General features: G+C 69.9%; 15 protein-coding genes. 7 read left to right on the top strand and 8 right to left on the bottom strand.

Annotated features, from left to right (window positions below; translation table 11 throughout):
• Window positions 1-91 precede the first annotated feature (91 nt).
• Entirely contained in the window at window positions 92-967 is an 876-nt protein-coding gene (locus tag AC07D6_RS32890; protein WP_479050516.1) for a hypothetical protein, read from the bottom strand.
• A gap of 457 nt (window positions 968-1,424) precedes the next feature.
• Between AC07D6_RS32890 and AC07D6_RS32885 the strand changes: the two genes are divergently transcribed.
• Window positions 1,425-2,564, top strand: coding sequence for a hypothetical protein (locus AC07D6_RS32885; protein WP_479050514.1), 1,140 nt, complete (start codon window positions 1,425-1,427; stop codon window positions 2,562-2,564).
• A gap of 240 nt (window positions 2,565-2,804) precedes the next feature.
• Here AC07D6_RS32885 and AC07D6_RS32880 read toward each other — a convergent pair whose 3' ends face one another.
• A complete protein-coding gene (locus AC07D6_RS32880) occupies window positions 2,805-3,188 on the bottom strand; it encodes a hypothetical protein (protein ID WP_479050512.1) in 384 nt (127 codons plus the stop codon).
• 73 nt (window positions 3,189-3,261) lie between these two features.
• On the opposite strand from AC07D6_RS32880, the gene AC07D6_RS32875 reads away from it, so the two are divergent.
• Window positions 3,262-4,032, top strand: coding sequence for a transposase (locus AC07D6_RS32875; protein WP_479050510.1), 771 nt, complete (start codon window positions 3,262-3,264; stop codon window positions 4,030-4,032).
• Window positions 4,033-4,339: 307 nt separating this feature from the next.
• Here the strand turns inward: AC07D6_RS32875 and AC07D6_RS32870 are convergent, their stop codons facing one another.
• Window positions 4,340-5,257 (bottom strand): recombinase family protein, encoded by a 918-nt coding sequence (locus AC07D6_RS32870; RefSeq protein WP_479050508.1) that lies wholly within the window; start codon window positions 5,255-5,257, stop codon window positions 4,340-4,342.
• Between the two features lie 203 nt (window positions 5,258-5,460).
• Window positions 5,461-6,366, bottom strand: a complete 906-nt coding sequence (locus tag AC07D6_RS32865; RefSeq protein WP_479050506.1) for a LysR family transcriptional regulator — start codon at window positions 6,364-6,366, stop codon at window positions 5,461-5,463.
• A 68-nt stretch (window positions 6,367-6,434) separates the two neighbouring features.
• Between AC07D6_RS32865 and AC07D6_RS32860 the strand changes: the two genes are divergently transcribed.
• Window positions 6,435-7,433 (top strand): DMT family transporter, encoded by a 999-nt coding sequence (locus AC07D6_RS32860; RefSeq protein WP_479050504.1) that lies wholly within the window; start codon window positions 6,435-6,437, stop codon window positions 7,431-7,433.
• A 23-nt stretch (window positions 7,434-7,456) separates the two neighbouring features.
• Here AC07D6_RS32860 and AC07D6_RS32855 read toward each other — a convergent pair whose 3' ends face one another.
• Together AC07D6_RS32855 and AC07D6_RS32850 are read right to left on the bottom strand one after the other, a co-directional pair.
• Window positions 7,457-10,588 (bottom strand): Tn3 family transposase, encoded by a 3,132-nt coding sequence (locus AC07D6_RS32855; RefSeq protein ID WP_479050502.1) that lies wholly within the window; start codon window positions 10,586-10,588, stop codon window positions 7,457-7,459.
• 343 nt (window positions 10,589-10,931) lie between these two features.
• Window positions 10,932-11,375, bottom strand: a complete 444-nt coding sequence (locus AC07D6_RS32850; RefSeq protein WP_479050500.1) for a hypothetical protein — start codon at window positions 11,373-11,375, stop codon at window positions 10,932-10,934.
• Window positions 11,376-12,004: 629 nt separating this feature from the next.
• Between AC07D6_RS32850 and AC07D6_RS32845 the strand changes: the two genes are divergently transcribed.
• The 4 genes from AC07D6_RS32845 to AC07D6_RS32830 all read left to right on the top strand — a co-directional run bounded on the left by AC07D6_RS32845 (window position 12,005) and on the right by AC07D6_RS32830 (window position 22,267).
• A complete protein-coding gene (locus AC07D6_RS32845; protein ID WP_479050498.1) occupies window positions 12,005-12,691 on the top strand; it encodes a hypothetical protein in 687 nt (228 codons plus the stop codon).
• A gap of 102 nt (window positions 12,692-12,793) precedes the next feature.
• On the top strand, window positions 12,794-14,278 hold the full coding sequence (locus tag AC07D6_RS32840) for an ABC1 kinase family protein (RefSeq protein ID WP_479050496.1): 1,485 nt from the start codon (window positions 12,794-12,796) through the stop codon (window positions 14,276-14,278).
• 229 nt (window positions 14,279-14,507) lie between these two features.
• Entirely contained in the window at window positions 14,508-20,987 is a 6,480-nt protein-coding gene (locus AC07D6_RS32835; RefSeq protein ID WP_479050494.1) for an SDR family NAD(P)-dependent oxidoreductase, read from the top strand.
• 44 nt (window positions 20,988-21,031) lie between these two features.
• Window positions 21,032-22,267 carry a geranylgeranyl reductase family protein gene (locus tag AC07D6_RS32830; protein ID WP_479050492.1) on the top strand — a complete coding sequence of 412 codons (1,236 nt, stop codon included), beginning with the start codon at window positions 21,032-21,034 and terminating at the stop codon, window positions 22,265-22,267.
• A gap of 487 nt (window positions 22,268-22,754) precedes the next feature.
• Here AC07D6_RS32830 and AC07D6_RS32825 read toward each other — a convergent pair whose 3' ends face one another.
• Entirely contained in the window at window positions 22,755-24,074 is a 1,320-nt protein-coding gene (locus AC07D6_RS32825) for an AlbA family DNA-binding domain-containing protein (protein ID WP_479050490.1), read from the bottom strand.
• A 958-nt stretch (window positions 24,075-25,032) separates the two neighbouring features.
• Window positions 25,033-25,491 carry an IclR family transcriptional regulator gene (locus tag AC07D6_RS32820; RefSeq protein WP_479050488.1) on the bottom strand — a complete coding sequence of 153 codons (459 nt, stop codon included), beginning with the start codon at window positions 25,489-25,491 and terminating at the stop codon, window positions 25,033-25,035.
• Between the last annotated feature and the right edge of the window lie 325 nt (window positions 25,492-25,816).

The following is a 25,816-nucleotide window of genomic DNA, read 5'->3' as shown; positions in this document are numbered from 1 at the left end:
CCAGTCGCTCGTCGTGAGAATCCGCAGGTGCACCATGACCATGAGTCTGCCGCGACACTCGGCTCACTGACGAGCAGTTACGGGACAACCCTTAGAAAGGTGGTTGAACAGTACTCAGCGTTGATGTCGGAACCGAAGGCATTGCCCGCTCCGGGAGCGGCAAGCTGGTCACCACGAACTGGTTGAGAATGTCGTCGCGATCCATGAAGATGATTTGGCTTCGCTTGGATGCATCCAGGACATTGGCCAGCCAGTTCCTCGCGGCCTTCGTAATCTCCCCGCCGGCCACGATGAAGGCGTGATCGACGAGCACTCGCCGGTTGGTCTCAGGGTCGAAAATCTCGTGGGCGAGCATCATCAGCGCCTGATGATGGATCTCGGCGATGTTGGCATTGCCAGCGCGGGACTTGCCCATCGCATCCAACTTCCCACGTTTCACCTGGATGCCGAAGTACAGGAAGTGCTGCGTTGGCAGCGTGTAGCGCATCCAGATGTCCTTGCCGTACTCCAGCGCCTTGTCCCGGTGGCCGGCCGCCGTGATCCGGTGAAACCCCAGCTGCCGGAACATCGGCAGCAGCACCTGCTCGATGAGTTCGTCCTCGCTACACGTATCCAGGAACGCAGCGAGGGCCGAACGGCGCTGCATCTCGGCGACGCTGAGTGGTCGGTGCGGGTTCTTGGCTAGCACCGAGACGGTGCTTGTTCCGATGTGGCGCAGGTAGCAGTGCATGTCCTCGCCATAAAAGGCTTCGAATCCCTCCCGTATCAGCACATCGTTCAGCTGGCGCAGGGCATTGGACCTGTCGAGCCCCTCGTTCAACGCGTCCGCCGGGTTCATGAGGTGATCGATCACCCTACAGAAGGCTTCTGGCGGGTGCGCGGGCCCCTCGTGCGGCTCGGCCAGGAGCTGTTCCAACACTTCGGCCACCCACCTATGCCGCGTCGAACCATCGTGCTGCCAGTCCATGTCCAACTCTCCGAAGAACTCGGTGATGTACGAGCTCGACCTGTATGGAAAGTATGGCGGCTTACCGTCAGCGGGATCCGATGAGCCGAGATTCCCGCAGATGAGGTCTCCGAGCGACTCAAGCGTCCGCCTTCTGAACTTCACAGCACCCTCCCCAGCCAACACAGGGTCCATCCCCAAGCTCGGCAGTTCACCATTCTGCCCGATGTCATCGACACTCTCGTGGCCGTCGTTCCACTCTCATAGTCGAGTCCGTCCACGGCCTGGGCTGTCAGGCAGGCTTCGACGGCCTGGGCACAGTCCCGTTATCCACGCGGCTTGCATCGCACTCAGCTCTCGCCCATGCACGGCGCTCGCTGGCGGCAGACCAGTGGCCATAACCTCGTGCGGTTGTCAGTGGCCCCTGTCACAATCGGAACGGCGGCCCATCGTGGCCGCGTGGCGAGCGGAGGTCAGCATGCCCAACCGGTACGTGCGACTCGCAGGGTTCAGCCAACGACTGGATCTGACAAAACCGGACCTCGGAGTGGCCAGCGGCGCAGCCCTGCTCGAACAGTTACTCAACGACCGCCGGTTGCCCGTACCGCTCCGTGGCCTCACATGCGCGGAGGTGTGCGAGAAACGGGGCTTCATCGAGCCGATGTCGATATACCGACGGCTGGGCAAAGTCGTCGCCGCCCACATGCGCAGCGACGCCGAGGACCGACACCACGGTGGTGGAGAATCTGATGAGCACAAGGCATACAAAGACCGGGCAGTCCGGGCTGCCGAAGAAGGTGGGCACACTGCTGTCCAGGAACGTTCGAGCGAGGATCGCGCAGTCCGTAGCGACGTCCTGATCCGCGGTGCGGATGGGGTACTCCTCGGGTTCGAGTCGCAGCTGTCTCTACGCAACCCCCGTGAAATCCAGGCCCGAGACGTCGCCGCCCGACGGGCGGGCGTGTTGGACGCATGGCAGACGGACAGCCAGGACATGGCGCGCGACGCGACGGTGCCGTGGTTGCGTACCGACCGGGTTCCACTGGAATTGATCACCAAGCGGGACTCCCCCATCCCGTTCCGAGGTGGTATCCGGCACATCGAACTCGCCAAGTGCGACGAGCGGTTCCCGGGCCCGTGCCCGAAGAAGCGGACCGGAAAGTGCGGAGGCTGGCATCCGACCACGCGGCCTGCGGAACGCCCTTTCGACGAGTTCATCCGAGATGCCGCCTCCGGGCTTTACGTGCGAGCGATCGTCAAGGTGAAGCGGACCGCGTTCGAGTTCTGGGCCCCCACTGCCGATTACACCGCATACCTCGACGCGACATCGGGCGAACCGCCCGCCGTCATGCCGAAGCAACGACAGGTCCTACGCCCTATGGAGGACGGCGACCCGACCTGCCGCGTCCGGCCACCGGTCGCGCCCGACCACGATGCCGCGCCGCTCCCCTACATCCCGGCATCTAGCTCCCCTGAGTCCGTACCAGGCAGAGGGCCTGCGGTGATGGAGGCGCTGCCGATCACCTACCGGGGCAAGTGCGGGGCCGGGGAACAACCATGCGGAGCGCCCGCGCGCTTCTATCCCTCCGGATGGCTCTGCGACGGCCACCGGCCGTAACAGATAGGAAAGATCATCCGCGGGAGCGCCCGCCCCAATCCCGATCACTCCCACGACTTCCCGCTTCTGTCCGATCCCTGCTGCCCGGGCACGTACCAAGATCCGGACCTTTTCCAGTCCGGCCCCCGACAGAAGGCCGCTTTAACTACTGTTTGGGCTGGTCAAGATGAATGTGGCTGCTGTATCACTAAGGGCTGTCCCGTTACTGCTGTCACAGTGAGCCGTTGCCCCTGGCCGACGTCAGCCGAAGAGGAGATCGACGTCCTTCTCGATGCAGAGCTGCAGGACGACCACCAATTGGCGGGCGTCGTTGATGTTCCGCTGAAGGAGCCGGTCGGTGCTTCCCTCTTGAGGCTGGTCGGCGATCTCCTGCAGGCGGGGCAGGATCGCAGCGCACTGGAGTGGCGTGAGGTCAGGGCCGTCGCCGTCGGGATGATTGAGGAGTGGTGCCAGGGGGGTGGAGACGTCGTTCCAGGGGCGCTGTCCACCGAAGCCGTTCATCTCGTCGAGTGCAAACCCCTCGGCCTGGGCCAGCCACCGCCGGAACACTCCGAAGCCGGTGTAGGACCAGGACACGTCCGGGCTGCTGATGTCGTCGTCCCCTGGGAACAGAACGAGCCCCACGATGTCCTCCTCATTGACCGAGCACACAGGATCGGCCCCAGGAAAGAGCGACGGCAACTGAAATGATCTCACCGTGGCTGGTGTCATCACGGCGTCGGAGCCGTCCTGGATAGCCCCGTTCACCGGGCTGAGCCCGCGGCAGTTCAACAAGCTGATCACCGCGTTACGGCGCGAAGGCGCGGACCCGGTCCGCAAGGGCCGACCCTGGAGCCTGCCACTGGAGGACCGGCTCCTCCTGGTCGCCGCGTACTGGCGTACTAACCTCACAATGCGCCAACTCGCCCCCCTGTTCGGGGTATCGAAGTCGGCAGCCGACCGCATCATCGGCCACCTCGGGTCGGCGCTTGCGCTGCAGCAGCGCAAGCGGTTCCGCCGGGACACCGTGCTGATCGTGGACGGCACCCTGGTGCCCACCCGCGACCACACCGTCGCCGAGCAGTCCAAGAACTACCGGTACTCCACCAACCACCAGGCCGTCATCGAGGCCGACACCCGGCTCGTCGTGGCCATCGGCCGGCCCCTGCCCGGCAACCGCAACGACTGCAAGGCACGGGAACTGTCCGGCGCAAAGGAGGTCGTCGGCAAGACCACGGTCATCGCGGACGGCGGCTACCGGGGCACCGGCCTGGTCATCCCGCACCGTCGGGAGAGCGGCCAGGCCGAACTCCCGGCCTGGAAGGAGGAGCACAACGGCTCTCACCGCAAGGTCCGTGCCCGCATCGAGCACGTCTTCGCCCGGATGAAAACCTGGAAGATCCTTCGCGACTGCCGCCTGAAGGGCGACGGCGTCCATCACGCCATGCTCGGCATCGCCCGCCTGCACAACCTTGCCCTCGCCGGATGACGGAAGCACCAGCAGGTCAGTCGACACGCCGTAGATCATTTACGGGACAGCCCTTAGTAGACGAAGAACCTGCTGGCAGCCAGCCTTCATGAAAGCACTATGTCCCACCGCTTCTGGGTGCATCGTACACCCTGGTAGCGGGCAAAACAGCAGGTCAAGACTCTGTAGGCCATGTCAGAAAGACACTTGCATCGACGGGTGGATGATGGTGCGGCCGGGGTGGGCGTGATCGGGCGCCGAGCGTAGCGGGACAGCAGCCGGCCTCGGGGAACATCGGTACAGCGGTTGGCGCTGAGAACGATCATGGTCAGGGCGTGAGTGCGCTGACCCGGTTCTCGTACTCTCGACGGGCCTTGCGCTGGGCGGGGACTGCGGGGACGCCCTGACCGGCGTCGAGCGGCTGGCAGCGGGCGAGGAGCTGGTGGTGCACCGCAGGGATGGCGGTCACGCGCAGGGTGTAGCCCTGGCCGCGCCGTACGGTCACGCCCTGGTTGAGCGCGGCGCGCTCGGCGGGCTCCAGCTCGGTGCTGCGGAGGTAGTCCGCGACCTTGCCCGGCATGTCGAGGGTGACTGGCAGCTCCGGGGCGGGCGCGTCCTGCTCGATGGCGGTGTGGTCGGGCAGGAGGTCGGCGACGGCCGTGCGGATGGCGCCGCGGCTGACCCGGTACTCGCGGGCGAGGGCGGCGATGGAGCGCCCTTCCAGGTACGCGGCGCGCACGGCCTCGGTCTTCGCGGCCGCCACGGCGGGTCGGCGTCCGCCTTTGCTGCCCTTGGCCTCGGCGGCGCGCAGTCCGTCGTAGGTCAGCTCGCGCTGGAGGTCGCGCTGGAGTTCGCCGGCGGCGGCGAGGGTCTGCACCATGAACTTCACGGTGGACAGCAGCTCACCGGTGCGGGGGTGGCGTGCGGTGAGGTCCATCGCGGAGAACGCGCCGTCGTGGATGCGCAGGGCGAGGCGGTCGCGGTGGAGGACGTCGAGCACGTCGAGGATGTGGCCGGTGCCGCGGACGAGGCGGAACATCTCGGAGATGTGCACGGTGTCGCCGGGCCGTGCGTAGTCGAGGAGCGCGCGGAACTTCGGCCGCTGGAGCGGGTGGAGGCGGCTGGAGGTGCCGGGGTCCTCCTCGAAGACGACCGGGTCCTCGATCCCGGCCTCGTCCAGGACGAGGTTCTGCCGGGCGGTCGACTGCTGGTCGGTCGAGACCCGCTTGTAGACCAGGTTCGCCACTCTGGGCCCCTTCCGTGCGGAGGATCGGACCCTATCTGTCGTCAAACCCTGTCAACAATCCTCATCGGATCTGATTGGATTCGGGCCGCCTCGAACCCCCGGATTGCACGGGTTCATTGGACGCGTCGGCCGCCTGTCGTCAAACGATCGTTTGCCGACAGACGGAGCGCGGCCGTGGTCGTTGAGCGACAGGCGGCTGCCGCTCATCTGCGGGAGCGGCGCGGGGGTTGGTGGCTTGTGCGGTAGAGGTCGATGGCGAGGGCGACGGCGGCACGGGTGGCGGGGTGGGGGTCCTGTCGGCGCCAGATGAGGTGGACGGGGACGGGCTCGGCGTCACGCAGGGGGCGGTAGGTGATGCCGGAGGGGCGGTACTGGGCTGCGGTGGCCTCCGGGGTGACGCCAACGCAGCGGCCGGAGGCGATGGCGGCGAGCCAGTCGTCGATGTCGTGGACGTGTTCGGCCGCGGGCCGTTCGGTCTCGGGCCACAGGTTCAGGGTGGTGGTGCCGGTGCGGCGGTCGAGGGCGAGGGTGCGGGTGGCGACTTCGGCCAGGCGAATGCTGCGGCGGCGGGCCCAGGGGTCGTCGCAGGCGAGGGCCAGGTAGCGGTCCTCGTGGCCCACGAAGGCGTGGGACCAGGGTTTGAGGTCGAGGGCGCTGCGGATGACCGCGAGGTCGCACAGTCCTTCGGCCAGCCCTCCGGTGGAGGAGTTGTGGCGGACGAGCCTCAGCTCGATGTCGGGGTGGTCGTGGTGCCAGCGGCGCTGGAACTCGGTGGTGTGGCGCCCGAAGGCCGACCAGGCGTGACCGATGTGCAGGCGGCTGTGGCCGGAGGCGGCCTCGGCGACGAGTTCGTCCGCGCCGGCCAGCAGCAGACGGGCTCGGGCGAGGACCTGCACCCCAGCCACGGTGGGCTCGACCGTGCGACTGGTGCGGTGCAGCAGCCGCACTCCCAAGGTCTTCTCCAGGGCGAGCAGGGTGCGGGAGACCGCGGCCTGGGAGACGCCCAGCTCCAGGGCCGCGTCCGTGAAGCTGCCGGTGTCGACGATGGCCACCAGGCAGCGCAGGTGCTTCAGCTCCAGCCCCGCACTACCTTCTTCGCGTGCTTCCATACGCTCAGCGTATCGATAGGGGGCTGGATGCATTTTGCGTATCACGATCGGAGGCGCACGGTGAGGAGATGAAGACCTCACAGGACCCCGCCGTCGACGCGGATACGCTGGGCCGGGGCGGGGACCGGTCACTGACCGGCTCGCTCTCCGTGCGGCGCGGCTTCGCCTTCCTCGCCTTCGCCGGGATCGCCTGGGGCACCACCGGCGCGGCCGTGGAGGTCATCTACCGGACCAGCGACCTGGGGCCCATGGCCATCTCGTTCTGGCGGTTCCTGGCCGGAGCGGTGCTGCTGCTGCCGGCCTGGGCCCTTCGCCCGGCCCGCAAGGCGCCCCGCGCGCCACAGCCTGCGGGGCGGCGTGTGCTGCTGCTGGCGGGCACCGGAGTGGGGCTGGCCGTCTTCCAGACCGCCTACTTCGCCGCCGTGCGGGACACCGGCCTGGCGGTGGGCACCATCGTCACGCTCGGCGCCGCACCGGTGTTCACGGCCGCCGGCGGGCGCCTGTTCCTGGGCGAGCGCATCGGCCGCACCGGGGTACTGGCCGTCGCCGGCGCGCTGGCCGGACTGACCGTGCTCGTGCTGGGCAACCAGCCCGGCGTCGTCCACCCCACGGGCGTGGCGATGGCGCTGCTGTCCGCCGCCGGCTACGCCGTCTCCAACCTGCTGGGCCGGTGGACGGGACGGCACGGTACCGGCGAGGACGCCTTCACCCTCACCCTGTTCTCCTTCCTCATCGGCGCCGCCGTGATGCTGCCGCTGGCCTTCCACGAGAGCCTTCTCCCGCAGGGCGGGAACCTCACCGAGGCGGCGTTGCTGATGCTGTACATCGCCACCGTCACCACGGCGCTCGTCTACCCGCTGTACTTCGCCGGCGTCGCCGTACTCAGGGCCGCCACCGCGTCGGTGATGATGCTGCTCGAACCGGTCAGCGCCGCCGTCCTGGCCGTGCTGTTCCTTGACGAACGACTCACCACGGCCACCGTCGCGGGCACGGTGATCCTGCTCGGGGCCATTGCCGCCCTCGCTCTTGCCGAGTCCCGGCTGCGGGCCAAGCCCGATGTTCTGTGAGGTGACGCACGGCCCGTGGGGTGTCAGTTCTCGCCGTCGTCGTCTTCGTCGAGTTCCGGTGCGTCCGGGTCGCGCAGCGGGCGCAGGGCGCCGGCGGCAGGGGTGGAGGCGGTGAAGCTGTAGCGGCCGAGCAGGTTCAGGTTCTTGTGCTTGAGCGGGGAGAGCCGGGCGATGTCCTCGTCCCTGATCTCGTGGCCCTCGGCGCGGAGCTGTTCGACGGCGGCGTCGATGTACTTCGTGGTCCAGAGCACGATGGCGTTGAGGACCAGGCCGAGCGCGCCGAGCTGGTCCTCCATGCCGTCGCGGTACGCCTGGTGGATGGTGCCGCGCTTGCCGTGGCACACGTCCCTCGCCAGCTTGTGGCGGGACTCCTGCACGGTGAGCTGCCGGTTCATCTGCCGGCGGTAGGTATCGTCCACCGGATCGACCACGCGCAGCAGGTGCTCGGTCTTTGCGATCCGCCCGTACTCCGCGAACGCCGCCCCCAGCGGCGTCGGGCGCCCGTCACGTCCGAACATCCGCAGCAGGTCGTAGGCACGGACCTGGTTGGTGACCAGGGAACCGGCGACTTTCAGCATGTCCGGCCAGTGCATGATCACCTTGTTCAGGTTCACGCGGTTGCGGGCCAGGTCCTCCAGCGCGCCGTAGCTGCCCGTCTCGACGCCGGGCATCGTGGCCCGCCAGAACCGCTGGTCGTCCAGGTCGCGGAACCGGGGGCTGAAGTTGTAGCCGAGGATCTTGAACAGGCCGAACACCATGTCGGAGTACGAGGCGTTGTCAGTGGCTACCATCTCCGGCTTGACTCCGCCGTCGAGGTTCAGCAGCGCGTCCAGGATGTGCAGGGAGTCGCGCGGGGTGCCGGGGACGACCATCTGCCCGATGCCAGCGACCTGGTCGTTGACGGCGTTGAGCCAGGTGATGCCCCGTTTGAACCCGAAGTACTTCGGCGACGGGGCCGCGCTGACCGTGCGGACGGGGACGACGAACCGCAGCCCGTCCACCGAGGCGAGCAGCCCCTCGCCCCAGAACTTCACGATCGGCACCTCGGCCTGGGCGGCGATCAGCGCGGCGTTCGCCGCGGCGATGGTGTCGGCGCGCAGGTAGTACTGGTCGACGTGCACGAGCCGGGCCCTGGTCAACGCCTCGTAGCCAGGGTTCACTACCGGCGCCAGGCCGATGTTGCACGCCTCGGAGACCAGCAGCGCGACCACCGATGTGGACAGGTTCTTCATCCGCGTGGTGCCGTCCCCGAGGTGCACGAAGGCGTCCAGGAAGCCGGTCCAGGCGTTCACCTCGAACAAAAGGTCCGGCAGGTCGATCTTCGGAAGCATCTTCTCGACCCGCCCCCGCAGCCACGTCAGGGACTTCGACTCGCCGAGCGCGCCGAGCTTGTCGACGTTCAGCTTCACCCGCCCGTCGTCCTGCACTTCGATGGACACCTTCGCCGCCGGCCCCGCCTCTTGCAGGCGCTCGGCGAGCTGCTTCCACCCGGCGTCCAGGCCCCGCACCAGTTCCGCCAGGTGCTCCTCGACGGGCCTGTCCAGGCTCAGCCCGGCCAGCACGTCCTCCTCGACCGCGTCCCAGTCGGGCCCGTCCAGCAGGCGGGCGCGCGGGTTGGACCAGCGGTGCGAGGGAGAGGCGAACACGTCGCGGTTGTTCAGGGCCCGGTGCAGCTGCTCCAGCACGCACACCACGTACGCGTCCCGGTCCACCGCGCCCTGCGGCAGATCCGGGTTGGCGTACACCGCCTTGCGCCAGGCCGGCGGCACGAGCTTGTCGTCCACCTCGCGCGGCAGCAGCGGCTTGACGCCCACCTTCCGCCGGGCCAGCGCCGGAAGGCCGCGCACCCCGGCCAGGACCCGCTTCCCGGCACTCGCCGCGTCCAGGGCCTTCGACTCGCCCAGCAGCGACAGGAACGGCCGGACCGTGGCGTACCGGTTCGCGAGCGCGGCCCGCATGGCGATCTCCGCCGAGTTCTCGTCCTCGGGCACCAGGGAGACCACCGTGGCCGCCGCGGTCATCACGGCGGCGCGCGGCGCGACCTCCTCCAGCGCCGCCCACAGCGCGGCCACGTCCAGGTCCGTACCGTGCTCCTCGACCAGCTCCAGCTCCTGAAGCAGCACCTTCGCCGCCCGCGCGAGCATGCGCGACGCCTTCTCCAGCTGCGGCAGCGTCGACAGCCGCTCCTTCTCCGTCTTGCGCTTCGCCGTGTTCAGCAGCCGGGTGGCCATGAGGATCTGGAACAGGTCCAGGGCCTCGTCGATGGCCTTCGCCTCCAGGTGCCGCATCACCGCGGTGAGCATCGCCGTGCGCTTGGGCTCCGCAGCCCGCTCAAGCAGCGCCGCCTTCGACCCCAGCGCGTATCGGGCCAGCGCCGACATCCGGTTCGGCGGGATCTGCGACAGCTTCAGCCGCCCCAGCCGGTACGCGCCGATCTCATCCACCCGCTCCAGCGCGCGGGCGAACGCCGTCCCCGTCGTCCGCGTCGGCGGCCGGCGCAGCCGCTCCAGCTCAGAGAACCGGGAGCCCTCCGGCGTCTTCAGCGTCGCCACCAGGTCACCGGGCAGCGCCGGGTCCGCGCGGCGGGCGGCGCCCGCGACGGTGGCGTGCAGCCGCTTGTCCGCGACCTTCCGCACCTCCGACACCTGCCGGGCCAGCACGCTCACTCCCGGCAGCAGCACCCGGTTGCGGCGCAGCCAGCCCACCGCGTGGTCGAACAGCGCCTTCGGGCCCTCGGCGTGCGTCCAGGCCCGGCCGTGCAGGAAGGTGCGGAACCGCCGGGACCACTCCGCATCGTCGTACTCGTGGTACTCGTAGGCGTCCCGGATCTCCCACGCGTGCTCGTACGCCGTCTTCGGCCGCTCGGTGTACCGCTTCACCACCGACGGGTCCTCGATGCCGAGCTGCGCGGCCAGGTGCTCGACCACCGGCCACGGCGCCTCCAGCGGGTCGTCCGGGAGGAACCGGCCGATGTAGCGAACCGTGCACATCTGGAGCGCGAAGCCGAGCTGGTGGTGCGTGGAGCGTCGCCGCGCGATCAGATCGCGGTCGACATCGTCCAGGAAGAAGAACCGCTCCAGCTCGGGGCGGGTCGGCTCCTCAGCGAACTTCCCGTACGCCTCAGCCTGCTCATCAGTCAGAAACTCCACTGGCACGAGCGGACCGTAGCCAGCCCCGGCGCCCGTCTGGCGATCTTTCCGCGAACCCCAGCGGAGCCTCCAGCCGGTGTGCTAGCCGACCATGATCATTCTCAGCGCCAACCGCTGTACCGATGTTCCCCGAGGCCGGCAGCGCAGCGGTCGGTGGCTGCCTCGACCGTTACGGCTGCGACAAGGCCAGCCGGTTCCGGCAAGCCCTGTGCAAAGCCCCTGAGGCAGGGGACGGGGCCGGATCGGGAGCAAGCCAGCCGTCAGGCCGCCGGTTGGAGCCGGGGCGGCGCTTGGTGCAGCCGGTGGAACATCTCATAGGGCTTGCGGCGCCGCACGCCCGCGCGGGAGGTCAGGGGTTGTACCGCTTGAGGAAGAGCTGCTTGCCGTACTCCTGGCCCAGCCACAGGCGCCGGTCTTCTCCGAAGTCGAGGAGGTCCGGGTTGTCGAAGGTCTGCGGGTGGTCGGTGTGGGGGTTGACGTCGACGACGACTCGTTCCAGACACCACGCCGGATCGGGCCCGACAGGCTCAAAGCGCAAGTAGACGGGGTAGCGGTCCAGGTTGTCGGTGTAGAGCTGTGGCCTGCGCGGGTCGTTGTAGGAGGCGTTCGCGACGTTAGCCTTCTCGCCCAGCACGAAGATCCAATTGTCGCCGGTACGGGTTCCGCTGGAGGTGCCAGCGGCGTCGAGGACGAACTCGCGGCCGGCGATACCCAGGTACACCCATCCCTGTGTGCCTGCGTGCGGCACGTCGGCGGTCCTGATGTGCGCCTCGATCCTGGTGATCTTCGCCATGGGGATTCCTCCGCTTTGTCCGACCGGTTTCGGTGGGCACTTCAGGGCCTCGAAGCGAGTTATTCCGCTTACTTATAGAAATTGAACCCTTCGCTCTCAACAAAGTCCGAGAATGACTCATTTCACGATACTTCAACCCACCTTCCTTTCGATCGAGATCGAAATATCTCACAAAATGTTCACTCAGGGCGGCAAATGATCAAGCTGACACCACAAGCATTCCACGACCCGTCGACAACACCGCTGCGGCCGAACCATCACACAAGTCCTGTATTCTTCAAGAATTTTTACCTTAATGCTGCCTTCAGGGTGGGCAGAGCAAGCTGCATACCACCATTCCGGCCCGACGCGTTGGCGAATACCGGACATTCGAGATTACCGTTCATTACGCTCACTCGAATGGGCGAATTGGCAAATGCGACGGTTTTCCTCTCGCGGAGGAAGGCCATTCTGAAATCATGCCCGCCTGGTCTGGTTTTTCCCCAGGACCAGACGCCTCCCCGGCATGAGCGGCACGTTCGTCAACACCGCCCTTGCCTCTCACGAAAGGCGGTTCTGTGTCCCGTCGACACTCTCGTACCTCGTTCAGCCATGCGTTGCGCCGCATCCTGCACGCTACAGAGGACCTCGTGGACGACGCCCTCGACAGGGCAGGGGACTTCGAAAGCGGCTTCCGGCAGTCGGTCAGTCGGGCCTTGGACGACGACCACGATCACTACCGGGACCGGGACCGCGACCGGGACTGCGACCGAGAGCGCGACCGGGACCGGAACCGCGAGCGAGACCGCGACCGCGACCGAGAGCGCGACCGGGACCACGAGCGAGACCGCGACCGGGACCGGAACCGCGACCGCGAGCGAGACCGGGACCGCGATCGAGACCGGGACCGAGAGCGCGACCGCGACCGCGACCGCGAGCGAGACCGAGACCGGGACTGCGATCGAGACCGCGACCGGGACCGAGAGCGCGACCGCGACCGCGACCGCGACCGCGAGCGAGACCGAGACCGGGACCGCGGTCGCCGTGACGATGACTTCTACCAGCGGTACCCGGACGAGGGCGAGCCGTACGACCAGGATGTTCCGAGGCCACGGCCGCGTCGGTCCGCCGGTCCTGCACGCGAGTCGGAGGAGCTCGGAGCCCTGAAGGCTCAACTGGAGTTGTTGCGAGGGCGGGTGGACAAGCGCTGGGCCGACGAGGGGCAGGTGGGCACCGGATCCGTGCCGCAGCCACGTGGGTCCGACGACGTCGGGGCGCTCCGGGAGGAAATCGCGCGGCTGGCTGATCGTATTGACCGCGACCGTGAAGCTCGCTGACCCGCCCCTGGGCCCGTCGTTGTGGGACCGCGGCAGTGGGAGCACGGGAGCGGCGCGTGGCGGGGAGAGGCGTCGATGACTCCTTCTCGAGGGCGCCTGCTGGTGCAGACGCTCACCCGTCTGGCCCGGCGGGAGGCCGCGCGTTCTTTGCTGCCCGTCGGGAACGGGCCGTACGGAGGTAGCCGAGCGGTCCGCCGCGCCCGCGACGTGCGCGAGGCGCTGGAGGATCTCGGGCCGTTCTACGTGAAGGTCGGGCAGATGCTCGCCACGCGGCCCGACATTGTGACAGCCGAGATGATCCGCGAGCTGGAGAAGCTCCAGGATGAGGTGTCGCCCGCGCCGTTCCGCCACTTCGAGCCGGTGCTGCGGCAGGAGCTGGGGCCCGGCTGGGTACGGCAGTTCCGTGACATCGACCGGGACAATCCCCTCGGCACGGCCTCGCTCGCCCAGGTGTATCGAGCCGAGTTGCCGTCCGGCCGCCAAGTGGCGGTGAAGGTCCAGCGCCCCGGCGTCCGCGAGACCGTCTGCGGTGACATGCAACTCATAGGGGCCCTGTCGCGTTTCGCGGCACGTCGCGCTCCCCGGTTCAATGAGGTGATCGATGTCGAGGCCATGTTGAACGTCGTCTTCGACGCGATGCGGCCCGAACTCGACTTCGTGATGGAAGCCCGCAACATGACGGAGGCGGCCGAGGCCGCCGCCGGCTTCGAGCACATCGCTGTGCCGGAGGTCGTTCAGGCCACGAAACGGGTGCTGGTGCAGAGCCTGGCTCCCGGCAAACCGATCCGGGAAGCGGACAGGACGGTGTTCGCCGCCGAGGAGCGCAAGGCCATCGGTCAGGACCTGCTGGCCTTCATGTACCGGGGTTACTTCGTCGACCGGATCTTCCACGCCGACCCGCACCCGGGGAACATCTTCGTCGAGCCCGGACGTCCGGCCACCATCATCGACTGGGGCATGGTCGGGCGCATCGACCGACCTGTCAGCACCAGCGTCCTGCTGCTGCTGCTCAACTTGGCCATGAACGACGGCGCCGGCACCGCCCGCGCCTGGATCGACATGGGCAACGCCACCTCGTGGGCGAACGCGGCAGCGTTCGCCAGCGACATGGCCGCGCTCGTCCCGCAGGTGGCCACGGCGTCACTGGAGGAGCTCAACTTCGGGGTCACCCTCAGCGCTGTGTTGCAGCACTCGACCCGTCGCGGCATCCGCACCAGCCCCATGATCTCCGTCCTGGGCAAGTCCTTCGCCAACATCGAGGGGTCCATTCGGCACCTGTGCCCGGAGCTCTCCATCATTGACGTCTTTTCCGAGGAACTGGTCGGCATCGTCACCGACCTGGTTAAGGAGTCCCTCTCCCCGCACCAGGCCGTGCGCATCGCGCTGGAAGTTCTGGCGGCCGGTACCGCCGCCCCCCAGCAGCTGCGAGGGCTCACGCGGGACCTGTCCAACCGTGATCTCGGCATGCGCATGTCCTTGAACCGTCTACGGTCGGGGGATCACTCCTCCTTGCGGAGGAGGGCCGTCGACATGTCACTGGCGCTGGCCGCCGCGGCGCTTTGGAACCACTGTGTCAAGGGCCGGTGACGTCACCCCGCACCGAGGTGGGAAGCGCCTGAAGGCCCTCGGTGGTCAGCCGGACCCGACACGCGGAGGCGTGGAAGGCCTCCCCGTTGTTTCCAGAAGCCCGTACGCCCCGGAAAGGCGATCGGCCGGGTGGCGGAACGAGAACGACCTACAGGAAGCGGAAGCCCAGTGGAGGGCGAGCCGGCGATCGGCCGTCTCCTGGGCTCCCGGGAACAGGAATGGACAACCCATGCACGCACCGTTCGGCGTCGCGAAGCCCGGCGCGGGTCAGGACGAGCCCATCGCGGTCGTCGGAGCCGCCTGCCGGTTCCCGGGTGAGGTGGGCTCGCTCGCCTCCTTGTGGCGGCTGCTCATGGCCCGCCGCGACACGAAACGCGAAGTCCCCGCCGACCGCTGGGAGCAGGCGGAACTGGCCGGCCTGCCCGCGCAGGTGGCGGCCCGGCTGCGCTACGGCTGTTTTCTGGACGAGGACGTCTACGCCTACGATCCGGAGTTCTTCGGCATCAACGCGCAGGAAGCGCCCTGGGTCGATCCGGAGCACCGGTTGCTGGCAGAGGTGATCTGGGAGGCCATCGAGCACGCCGGCATCCCGGCCCAGCGACTGTCGGGTACGCCGACGGGCATGTTCTTCGGGCTCTACCAGAAGGACTACATGCTGCGCGTGCAGCGGCCTTTGGAGGAGGTCAACGCCTACGCGATGTACACCGGGTTCGACAGCATCGGTCCCGGCCGTGTGGGCTTCATGCTCAACCTGAAGGGTCCCCAGGTCATCATCGAGACCGCCTGCTCGTCGGGGCTGGTCGCGGTGCACACCGCCTGCCAGAGCCTGCGGACCGGCGAGTCGGACGTCGCCCTGGCCGGAGCCGCCATGCTGACCCTGGGCCCGGAAGGGGTCACCGCTCCCGCGCTGTGGGGTGTGTTCTCCCCCACCGGCCGCTGCCACGCCTTCGACGCCGCCGCCGACGGTTACGTACGCGGTGAGGGCTGCGGGGTGGTGGTCCTCAAACGGCTGGCGGACGCGGTGCGGAACGGGGACCGGGTGCTGGCGGTACTGCGCGGCACGGCGGTCAATCAGAACGGCCGGGGCACACGCTTGAGCGCTCCTTCGGAACCCGCGCAGATCGACCTCTACCGCCTGACCTTGGAGCGCGCCGGCGTCGAGGCCGGCGACATCGGCATGGTGGAGGCGCACGGCCCGGGCACAGCGGTGGGTGACCCCATCGAGTTCGCCGCGGTGGCCGCGGTCTACGGCAAGGGCCGGGACCGGTGCGCGCTGGGTTCGGTGAAGACGAACATCGGCCACACCGAACCGGTGTCGGGTGTGGCGGGTCTGTTGAAGGCCATCGCGTCCCTGCGGCACGGGCTGGTGCCGGCGAGTTTGCACTTTCGCCGCTGGAACCCGCAGATCGATCCCAGCGGGACCCGGTTGTTCGTGCCGACCGACACGACCGAGTGGCCGGTGCGACGCGGTCCCCGGCTGGCTGCGGTGTCCTCCTTCGGGATCAGCGGAACCAACGTCCACGTCGTCCTGGAGCAGCCTCCCTCCCTCTCCCCCGCCCGGCGTGGTGCCCGTCCTCCCGTGGCCGACGGTGCCCGCCGGGCCGGGGAGGGCGGGGCACCGCGCCTGTTTCCGATCTCGGCCGGTACGCCCGCCGCGCTGCGTCAGGCGGCCGGCCGCCTGGCGGGGTGGCTGCGAGGCGCAGGGTCGCGGGTCCCCCTGGAGGACGTGGCGCACACGCTGGCCGTGCGCCGCTCACCGGCCAGGGAGCGGGCCGCCGTCGTCGCCGACGACCGGCGGCAACTGGTGGCGCGGCTTGAGGAACTGGCGGCCGGGGCCTCCTTGCCCACCGGGGTGGCGACCGGCAGGGCGGTGCCGGACACCGGACGGGGCGTGGTGTGGGTCTTCTCGGGGCACGGCTCGCAGTGGGCGGGCATGTGCCGGCAGCTGCTGGACCGCGACAGCGAGTTCACCCGGGTCATCGACATGCTCGAGCCGCTGGTCGCCGAGGAGTCCGGCTTCTCCCTCCGCCAGACCCTGTGCCGGCCGGAGGTGGTGACCGGCTTCGACCGGGTACAGCCGGTGATCTTCGCCATCCAGCTCGGTCTGGCGGCGATGTGGCGCTCTCACGGTGTCGAACCGGCAGCCGTGATCGGACACTCCATGGGAGAGGTGGCGGCCGCGGTGGCCGCGGGAGCGCTGGATGTCCGGGACGGGGTGCGGGTCATCTGCCGGCGGTCGCGCCTGATCCTGCGGACCGCCGGGAAGGGGCTGATGGCCTCGGTGGCCCTGGCGCGCCCCGAGGTCGAGCGGCTGCTGGCGGAACAGGACGTGCGGGGGGTGACCGTCGCGGTCGTGGCATCCCCGGAGAACACCGTCGTCGGCGGGGACGCCGACCGCATCCGCCGTCTCGCCCAGGAGTGGGACGCGCGCGGCGTGGGGATCCGCGTGATCGACGTGGACGTGGCCTCGCACACCGCCCACATGGACCCCATCCTCGCCGACCTGGCCGACGCGCTCGCCGGCGTACGGGGCAGGGCGCCGGTGACGGCCTTCTACAGCACCGTCACCGACGACCCGCGCGAGCACGTCGCCTTCGACGCGGCCTACTGGTCGGACAATTTGCGCCGGGTGGTGCGCTTCGCCGACGCGGTACGGGCCGCGGCCGACGACGGCCACCGGTTGTTCGTGGAGATCGGCCCCCACCCCGTTCTGGTGCAGCCGGTGCAGGCCACCCTCGCCGCGCACGGCCACACCGGCACCGCGGTCGTCCCCTCCCTGCTGCGCGACACCGATGACATGCTGGCCTTCCACACCCACGTGGCGGCGCTGCACTGCGCCGGCCACCCTCTGGACTGGGCCGCCCGCTACGGCGACGGCTCCCTGGCCGACGTCCCGCCCACCACCTGGGAGCGCACGCGGCACATCGTCGATCCCTCTCCGCTGCGGCGGTCGGCCGTCTCGCACCCGCTCACCGGCCCGCACACCGCGGACCCCGACGGTGAGGGCCGCCACCTGTGGCAGACCCGCATCACCCCCGCGACGCTGCCCTGGCTGGACGCGCACCGCGTCGACGACGTCGTCGTGGTGCCCGGCGCCGCTTTGTGCGAGATGGCCGTCGCCGCAGCCGCCGACCTGTACGCGGCCGGTCCGGAGCGGTTGCGCATCACCGGCATCACTCTGGAACGACTGCTGCTGCCGGCTTCCGAGGGCACGCCCGTCACCGCCAGCGCCGAGGCGTCCGGCCCCGACAGCGCGCGCTGGCGGGTGGTCAGTACGGCTTCCGACGGCACTCGCGTTCAGCACGCACAGGCGCGCCTGCACGTGACTCCCGATGCGGAAGCCGTTCCGGCGGGCTGCGACCCGCGGCAATTGCTGGCGGAGTTCCCGCATGCCGTGGACGCGTCGGACGTCTACCGGCAGATGCGCGAGGAGCGCGGCGTATACCACGGGACGCCGTTCCTCGGCCTCCAGGCCCTGTACACGGACAGGGCGTCGGAGGGGCCCGCGGCGCACGGCGGAGGCGACCGCCTTCTGGCGCGTGTGTGGGTGCCGGACGAGGGCCGGGCCGGCGCGCAGGCGCTCCACTGTCATCCCGTCGCGCTGGACACCTGCCTGCAGGTGGTCGCGGGTGCCGTGCTGCGCACCGGCCGTGTGCCCGCCGGAGGCATCCTGCCGCGCCGCATCGAGGCGCTGCGGTTGTACCGGAAGGTCCCGCTCAGCGGGTACTGTCTGGTCACCCTCGGGCAGATGGACGACGGCCGGTACACGGCGGACTTCCGGCTGTGGGACGACGAAGGCTCCGTCGTGGCGGACGCCACCGGCGTGGAGTTCCGCCATGTGCCGGCGGAGAGTCCGCAGGAGCGGTTCGCCCGCCGTCTGTTGCGGGCGTTGTGGGAGCCCGGCGAGCGCGGTGCGCCGAAGCCGGCGACCGGCCCCTGGACGCTGCTGGTGGAACCCGGGCGCGAGCCGTACGCGACCGCGCTCGCCGGAGCCCTCGCCGAACGCGGCGCCGCGGTGGACGTGCTGACGCTGCCCGCGGCCGGACGGCCGAAGGACGGCCCGGCCGCGGTGGAGGCGACCGGGCCCGACGCGCGGGTGCCCCAGGCCGTGGTGTACCTGCCGGCGCCCGGTACGCAGAGCGGCGACGCGGTCCCCGACCGCCGGGCGCGGGAGCAGGTCGCCCGCTTGGTGGAGGTGTCCCGCGAACTGGTGCGGGCCGCGCAGGGCAAAGCGGCGCCACGTCTGTGGACCGTGACCGAAACCGCCCAGCAGGTCGCACCGGGAGACCGGCCGGACCTGGCGCAGGCGGGTCTGCGCGGGCTGGTGCGGGTCTTGAGCTACGAGTGTCCCGAACTGCGCCCGAGCGTCCTGGACGTCGACTCGCGGACGCCGGTGCGGGACGTGGCCGCCGAGCTGCTGTCCTGCCCCGACGAGCAGGACGAGATCGCCTACCGGCACGGGACGCGTCACCTGGCCCGGCTGCGCAACGCCCCCCTGGAGGAGTGCGAGCGCCGCCAGGCCACCGTCGACCGCGGACGCGACCGGGTGGCGCTGCACCTCGCCCGCCCCGGAGACCTGGACTCCTTGGAGTCCGTCGCCCAGCCGCGTCGCCGCCCCGGGCCGGGCGAGGTCGAGGTGCGGGTCGACGCCACCAGCGTCAACTTCATCAACGTGCTGCAGGCCATGGGTGTCTACCAGCGCTTCCGCACGGACGGAGAGCAGTCGGACGTCTGCGCCTTCGACGGCGCGGGCGTCGTCACCGCCGTCGGCGAGGGCGTCCGGGACGTGCGGGAGGGAGACCGCGTGGCCGCGATGTTCGTGGACGGGACGCGGTCCGCCGTCATGGCCTCCTTCGCGACCGTCCGGGCCGACTGCCTCCTGCCGGTGCCCGAGGGGACGAAGCTGCGGAACGCCGCCGGCCTGCCGTGCGCCTACCTCACGGCCTGGTACGCCCTGGGCCACCTGGCCCGGCTCCGACCGGGCGAGAAGGTGCTCATCCACTCGGCGAGCGGCGGCACCGGCCTGGCCGCGCTGAACTTCGCGCGGGCCCGCGGCGCCGAGGTCCTGGCCACCGCGGGCAGCGAGGCCAAGCGGTCCTATCTGCGCGATCTCGGTGTCCGTCACGTCATGGACTCGCGCACCCTCGACTTCGCCGATCAGGTCCGCGATCTCACCGGGGGCCGCGGCGTCGACGTGGTGCTCAACTCCCTCACCGGTCCCGCGCAGGCAGCCGGCCTCGACCTGCTGGCACACCGGGGCCGGTTCGTCGAGCTGGGCAAGCGGGACATCTACGCCAACGCCCGTGTAGGTCTGCTGCCTTTCCGCCGCAACGTCACCTTCGCCGGCGTCGACGTGCTGATGATGATGCAGCAGGACCCGGAATTGCTGGCCGAGGGCTACCGCGAACTGACCGGCATGCTCGCCGACGGCACGCTGCCGCTGCTGCCCGTCACCGACCTTCCTGTCACCGAGGCGTCGTCGGCCTTCCACACCATGGCCTCCGCCCGGCACACCGGCAAACTGGTCCTGACCTGGCCCACCGAGGGCACCGACACCCTGCCCGTCCGCCCCGAGGACGCCCCCGTCGTCCGACCCGATGGAAGCTACCTGGTCACAGGCGGGCTCGGCGGGCTGGGACTCCTCGTGGCCCGGTGGCTGGCCGAACGGGGCGCCAAGGCCGTGGTGCTCACCTCCCGCGGCGCGCCCACCGCGGCCGTGCAAAGCACCCTCGACGCCCTCACCGCCACGTTCAACACCCGCGTGGAGATCGTCAACGGGGACCTCGCCGAACCGGGCGTCGCCGAGACCCTCGTGCGTACCGCCCTGGACACCGGCGCCCCGCTGCGCGGCGTCGTCCACGCCGCGGCCGTCGTCGAGGACGCCACCATCGCCAACCTCTCCACCAGCCTCCTGGAGAAGGTGTGGCGCCCCAAGGCGACGGGAGCCTGGCTGCTCCACCACGCCGTGCGCGGGCAGTCCTTGGACTGGTGGGTCACCTTCTCCTCCGCCGCCTCCCTGCTGGGCAACCCCGGGCAAGGCGCCTACGCGGCCGCCAACGCCTGGCTGGACGAGTTCACCTCCTGGCAGAGGGCCCAGGGGCTGCCCGCCACGAGCGTCAACTGGGGCCCGTGGGCAAAAGTCGGCCGCGGGGCGGGCATGGAGGAACGCGGCTACAGCATGATCGACCCCGTCGAGGGCATCACCGCCCTGGAGCGCCTCCTCTCCCACGACCGGGACCGCACGGCCTACACCCCCGCAGACCTGCCGCGGTGGCTCGACTCCTACCCGGCCACCGCCCGTACCGCCTTCTTCGCCGACCTGGCCACCCCGGCAGCGGGCGCGGACGCCACCGGCTCGCACAGCGCCCTGTTCGAGGCCCTGCGGCAGGCCGACGGCCCGCAGCAGCACCAGCTGCTGGAATCCCGCGTCATCGAGCACATCGCCGCCGTACTGCGCGTGGGAACCGACCGGTTCGACGCCGACACCTCCCTGGTCAGCCTCGGCCTGGACTCCCTCATGGCCATCGCCCTGCGCAGCCGCCTCCAGGGCGAGCTGTCCCTGGACTTTCCCACCACGGTGATGTGGACCCACCCGACCGCATCCGCCCTCACCCGCTACCTCCTGGCCCGCCTGCTGCCCGAACAGTCCCAGGCCGACACCCACCGCGAAACGGACCCCGCCCCCTCCCCCTCGGCCGTCCCGAACTGACGGCCACCGTCACCCGTACGACTCCAACCGCTAGGTGACCAGCCATGCCACCACCTGCCCGCACCCCCGCCCGCAAGCCCGGCACCTGGGACGTGATCGTCGCCGGTGCCGGCCCGGCCGGCGCCACCGCCGCCCGGGTCACCGCCGAGAACGGCTGCACGACCCTGCTGCTGGAGCGCGCCACCATCCCCCGCTACAAGACCTGCGGCGGGGGACTCATCGGAGCCTCCCTCGCCGCACTGCCCCCCGACCTCCCCCTGAACGTCCTCGACACCGCCAAGTCGTTCACCTTCACCCTCCACGGCCACAGGGAACGCACCCGCACCTGCGCCTCCCCCACCTGCGCCATGGTCTTCCGCAGCGAACTCGACGCGGCACTGACCGAGGCCGCCGCCGCCGCAGGTGCCGAGGTACGAGACGGCACCGCACTGATCGCCCTGGCCCAGCAGGACGGCACCGTCACCGTGGAGACCAACCGCGGCGACACCTTCCACGCCCGGGCCGTCGTCGGTGCCGACGGCAGCGCCAGCAGGGTCGCCCGGTACGTGGGGGTGCGGTGCGCGCAGGTCGACCTCGCCCTGGAAGTCGAGGCGCCGGTCGACGAACGGACGGCCGACCGGTGGCGGGGCCGTGTCCTGTTCGAGTGGGGGCCCCTGCCGGGTTCCTTCGGCTGGATCTTCCCCAAAGGGGACATCTGCACCGCCGGGGTGGTGGCCGCCCGCGGCAACCCCACCGCCCTGCGCGCCTACAAGGACGACTTCCTCCGACGCCACGGTCTGCTCACCCCCCGCCCCCTCCACGACACCGGCCACCTGACCCGGTGCCGCCACCCCGACTCCCCCCTCGCACGCGGCCGCGTCCTGGTCGCCGGCGACGCCGCCGCGCTCCTCGACCACTGGTCCCGGGAAGGCATCTCCTACGCCCTGCGCTCGGGAGACCTCGCCGGCCACGCCGCCGTCCGCCTCGCCACCGCGACCGGCCCGGAGCAGACCGCCACCGCCACCGCCCACTACGCCCGGCAGATCGAGGCGACCCTCGGCGTCGAGATGCGCGCCAGCGACTCCCTGATGCGGATGTTCACCCGAAACCCCGGCCTGGTCCACACGGCCCTGACCCGCCTGCCCACGGCCTGGCACCGACTCGACGCCTACATCGCCGGCCACACCAGCGTCGCCGGAATCATGAACACACCCCTCGCCCGCACCGCCCTCGCCCTGGGCACCCGCCTGCCACCCGCACCCCCCAACGCCCCGCCTCCGCGCAAGCCGCCCCGGGCCTGACGGACACCCGGCCACCGGGCGCCGCCGCGCGCTCGGCCCGACCACCCACCGGCCCCGAACCGGTCACCGGCGGCGCACCACTCCCCCACCGCCCGGTCAACCAACAGGGCAGTGCCCTCGGTATCTACCGAATGTGCGCCTTGACCCAAGGCATCATCGCGCCGCCGAAGCCGGCAGGACGGTACGGGCGTGGAGTAGGCGTGACCGCGCTGTCGTCCTGTCATTGTCCCGGTCAGCCCCGTCAGCGCAGCGCAGGATCCCGGGAGGCATGGTCCGGGGCCCTGCGCTGTCATCGGGGGCGGTTGGACAGTTCCGTGCCGAAGAGCTTGATCACCGAGGTGGCCAGCGTGAGGACGTACACCCCGTTGATCCGCGAATACCGAGCCGGGAGACGCGGTGTGCGCTGGAGGCGGGCTCGGGCGCAGTGCGGTCCCGGTGGTCGCGTCTGGCAACCTCTGTGAGCCGGCGTGTGCCGTCGCTTTGCTTGTCACTCCCAGCTGGTGAGCTTTGCGCGCCAACTGGAGTTGAGGTGGGCGATCTTGATGTTTCCTTCCGGGGTCAGCAGGTGTGGTTGGTGCGCTCCCATGTCGGCCAGCAGGTCGGAGGCGAGTGCGTAGGCCGCGACGGCGGCTTCTCGTTTGTCGGTGGTGAGCGCGGGGAGGTCTGCCGTGGTCTGTGCCGGGGTTGCGGGCAGTGCTCCCACGGGGCCTCGTTGGAAGGTGTCCTCCGACACGGCGAGACGTAGTGGTTGGTCGTTGCTGTCGAAGCGGTGGAGTGCGGCGGAGAGGATGATGTCGCCCGTCGCGCCGGTCTCGCCCGCCCAGGCCGCGGCCGCTTGGACCTGAGTCAGCAGGTCGAGTTCGAGACCCTGCTGGTACAGCAGCTGGGGGCCGTCAGGTGCATGTCGGTCGCTGCTCACGTGGAGTGGCAGGGCTCCGTGGAAGGAGCCGTCCTGGTGGAGCTGGCCGGTGGGGTTGCCTTCGAAGCGGAGCTGGCGGCGGCCGACCAGGATGGGGTAATCGGGCTGCATGTCGGCGGTCGCCCCCACGCTGGCGAGCTTGTAGAAGCGCTCGAAGGCCGCTTGACGTTCTCGCCGTGCGGTCAGGGGGTAGTCGCCGCGGACGGCAGGAACGGCAGCCAGGGCGAGCCACACCGGATAGTGGGGCGCCAGCGTGCCGCCGTCGGGGCCTTCGGCGGCCAGGTAGCTGTTCAGGTAGCCGAAGCCCGCGTCGGCGACCTGGTGGAGACGGTCGATGTCGTCGGATATGGCGTGGAAGCGATCACGGTAGCGCTGCGCGATCTCGGATTCGGCCAGTGTGCGGGTCGTCGTGCCGTTTCGGACGTGGACGCGGAAGTGGTAGTCGTTGCCGGGGGCCGCAGCCGCGTGCGGGGCCTGCGTGCTGGGCGGCACGGTGATCAGCCAGTAGACGCGGCCTTCCCTCTCGGAGGAGTCCAGGCGGCGCACGCCCACGTTGGGGACGACGGGCTGGATCCAGTTCGCCAACACCGAGCGGATCCACTCCTCGCCGCGGCCCTTGACCGGTTCGACGGGGGCCCGCTCATGTGCGTGGTCCTGCTTGCCGTCGTCGACACCGATGGCGACCAGGCCGCCGACGGTGTTGGCCATGGCGCTGACGTCCTTCGCGAGTTCCTTCCTGCCCGCGTCAGTGCCCGCGTAGAAGTCCTTCTTCCAGTCGAGGTCGACTCCCTCGGGGATCTGGTTGTCGACCGCGCGCTGCAGGTCGTCCTCGGTGAGGTCATCGGGGTGTCGTCCCAGGGCGGCGATGAGCCGTGCGGGCAGAGCCATCCGTACTCCAGTGTGTTCACCACGTGCGTGGCTGACACTCGTCAGCGATGACACGCTAAAGGGACGTCCAGGGGCACCACCAGGAATGTTGCCGATCACGTCCAGCAGCGGCTGGCGGTGGTCGCGGCCGAAGCGCCAGGAGGCAGGCCCGGCCGGGCCGTGCTCGCGCAGTTCCTCCAGTGTGGTCGCCACGATCGGAACGCAGAAGTCGTAGGAGTGGTAGCCGCCCTCCGGATGTCACCGCCCCTGGGTGCAGGGTACACCCTGCTAGCTGAAAAGTGGCAGGTCAGAGCCGCTTGGACCTCCTCAGGCCCTCCGTAGTGGCCGCCATGGGACAGTTGCTGACCAAAACCGTGCCCGCGTGAGCGCCGCGGTCACCGTCGCGCTGCTGACCGTCGAGCACGCCGCTGAAGCCCCGGCGATCTACCAGGCTGGCACCGACGAGGGCAACGCCCTCGAGGTCATCGCCCACCTGGGAACAACTTCGACACGACGAAGCTGCCCGAGCACCGCTTCGCCGCCCTCGACGAGACCGGGCGGGTCTTCGGCTGGGTCGCCGCCACGAAGGTCTCCGACCGGGACGCGTACGCGGGCGTCGTCGAGCACTCCGTCTACGTCCACCCCGACGCCCGTGCCGCGGGGTCGACTCCATGGGGCGGCAGGAATCTGGACCATCCAGTCCGCCATCTTCCCCGAGAGGGCCGCGAGTCTAGCCATGCACGAGCGGGCGGACTTTCGGGTGCTCGGGGTACCCGAGCGTATCGGCTGTCACTACGGCGCGCCGCCGCCACGGTGCCGCGTACCGGCGCGGCGATGCCGAGCACCTCGGCGTGGACATATCCGGGGCAGTACGCGTATCCCCGCCGACGGATCTCGGCCAGGAGGGCGCGCAGCCGTGCGGGCGTGGCCGGGGTCGCCGGGGTGTAGGCGGTCAGCGGGCCGGCCAGGACCCGTTCCTTCAGGTCGGTGGACCGTGAACCAGCAGGACCAGGCCGCTGGAGGAGGCGTGCGGGGGCAGCCGCCTGGCGATCCGGGTGTAGTTGATGACGGCCGCGGGGACCGAGAGGCGTTCGAGGAACAGCACGTCGTCACCGTCGAGGACACCCAACTGGACGTGGCGGCCCACGACGTCGTGCACGTCCTCCATGGACGGCATGGCGGCGTCGCGCAGCGACAGCGTCGGCGAGGCCCGGGTCACCAGTTCCCACAGCCGGACGCCGATCCTCACGCTGCGGTCGGCGCCCCGGCCGAGGAAGCCGTGCGCGACGAGTTCACCCACGAGCCGGGACGCGGTCGCCACGTGCAGCCCGGAGCGGCGCGCGATCTCGGAGACGGTCAGCACGGGATCGTCCTGACTGAACGCCTCCAGGATACGAGCGGCCCGGGACAGGACGGACTCGCGATGCGGTGTCTTCATACCCGTACGCTCCCGTGATCCGGCGTGCTGCGCCGTCGCTTCCGATGACCGGTGTTCTGAGACCGGGGTACGGGCCGGTTCGGCTCGAAGAAGCGCCTGGCGAGGCCGGCCAGGTGGCCGTCGCTGACGGTCGGGGCGGGCTGTTCGGGGTGTGGGGCCCGTGCGCCGCTGGTGAACAGCGCTGCCGCCGGTCAGGTGGTGCGCACCGAAGGGCAGGCGCGCTGGTGGCCGATGGCGTCGTTGACGCGGTGGCTGATCTCCCGGAGCTGCTTGGCCTGTGCCTTGGTCAGGGGGTCGATGACCAGGCGTCGTACTTCGGCGACGT

Source organism: Streptomyces sp. NPDC045287, assembly GCF_056432325.1.
The sequence above is the reverse complement of the archived record's forward strand: the minus strand, read 5'-3'. Positions and strand labels throughout refer to the sequence as shown.

Bases quoted from the DNA above. Each gene is read 5' to 3' on its own strand.
- AC07D6_RS32825 (WP_479050490.1), bottom strand. From the start codon at position 24,074: ATGGCTCTGCCCGCACGGCTCATCGCCGCCCTGGGACGACACCCCGAT.
- AC07D6_RS32860 (WP_479050504.1), top strand. From the start codon at position 6,435: ATGAAGACCTCACAGGACCCCGCCGTCGACGCGGATACGCTGGGCCGG.
- AC07D6_RS32850 (WP_479050500.1), bottom strand. From the start codon at position 11,375: ATGGCGAAGATCACCAGGATCGAGGCGCACATCAGGACCGCCGACGTG.
- AC07D6_RS32865 (WP_479050506.1), bottom strand. From the start codon at position 6,366: ATGGAAGCACGCGAAGAAGGTAGTGCGGGGCTGGAGCTGAAGCACCTG.
- AC07D6_RS32820 (WP_479050488.1), bottom strand. From the start codon at position 25,491: ATGAAGACACCGCATCGCGAGTCCGTCCTGTCCCGGGCCGCTCGTATC.
- AC07D6_RS32830 (WP_479050492.1), top strand. From the start codon at position 21,032: ATGCCACCACCTGCCCGCACCCCCGCCCGCAAGCCCGGCACCTGGGAC.
- AC07D6_RS32835 (WP_479050494.1), top strand. From the start codon at position 14,508: ATGCACGCACCGTTCGGCGTCGCGAAGCCCGGCGCGGGTCAGGACGAG.
- AC07D6_RS32885 (WP_479050514.1), top strand. From the start codon at position 1,425: ATGCCCAACCGGTACGTGCGACTCGCAGGGTTCAGCCAACGACTGGAT.
- AC07D6_RS32890 (WP_479050516.1), bottom strand. From the start codon at position 967: ATGGACTGGCAGCACGATGGTTCGACGCGGCATAGGTGGGTGGCCGAA.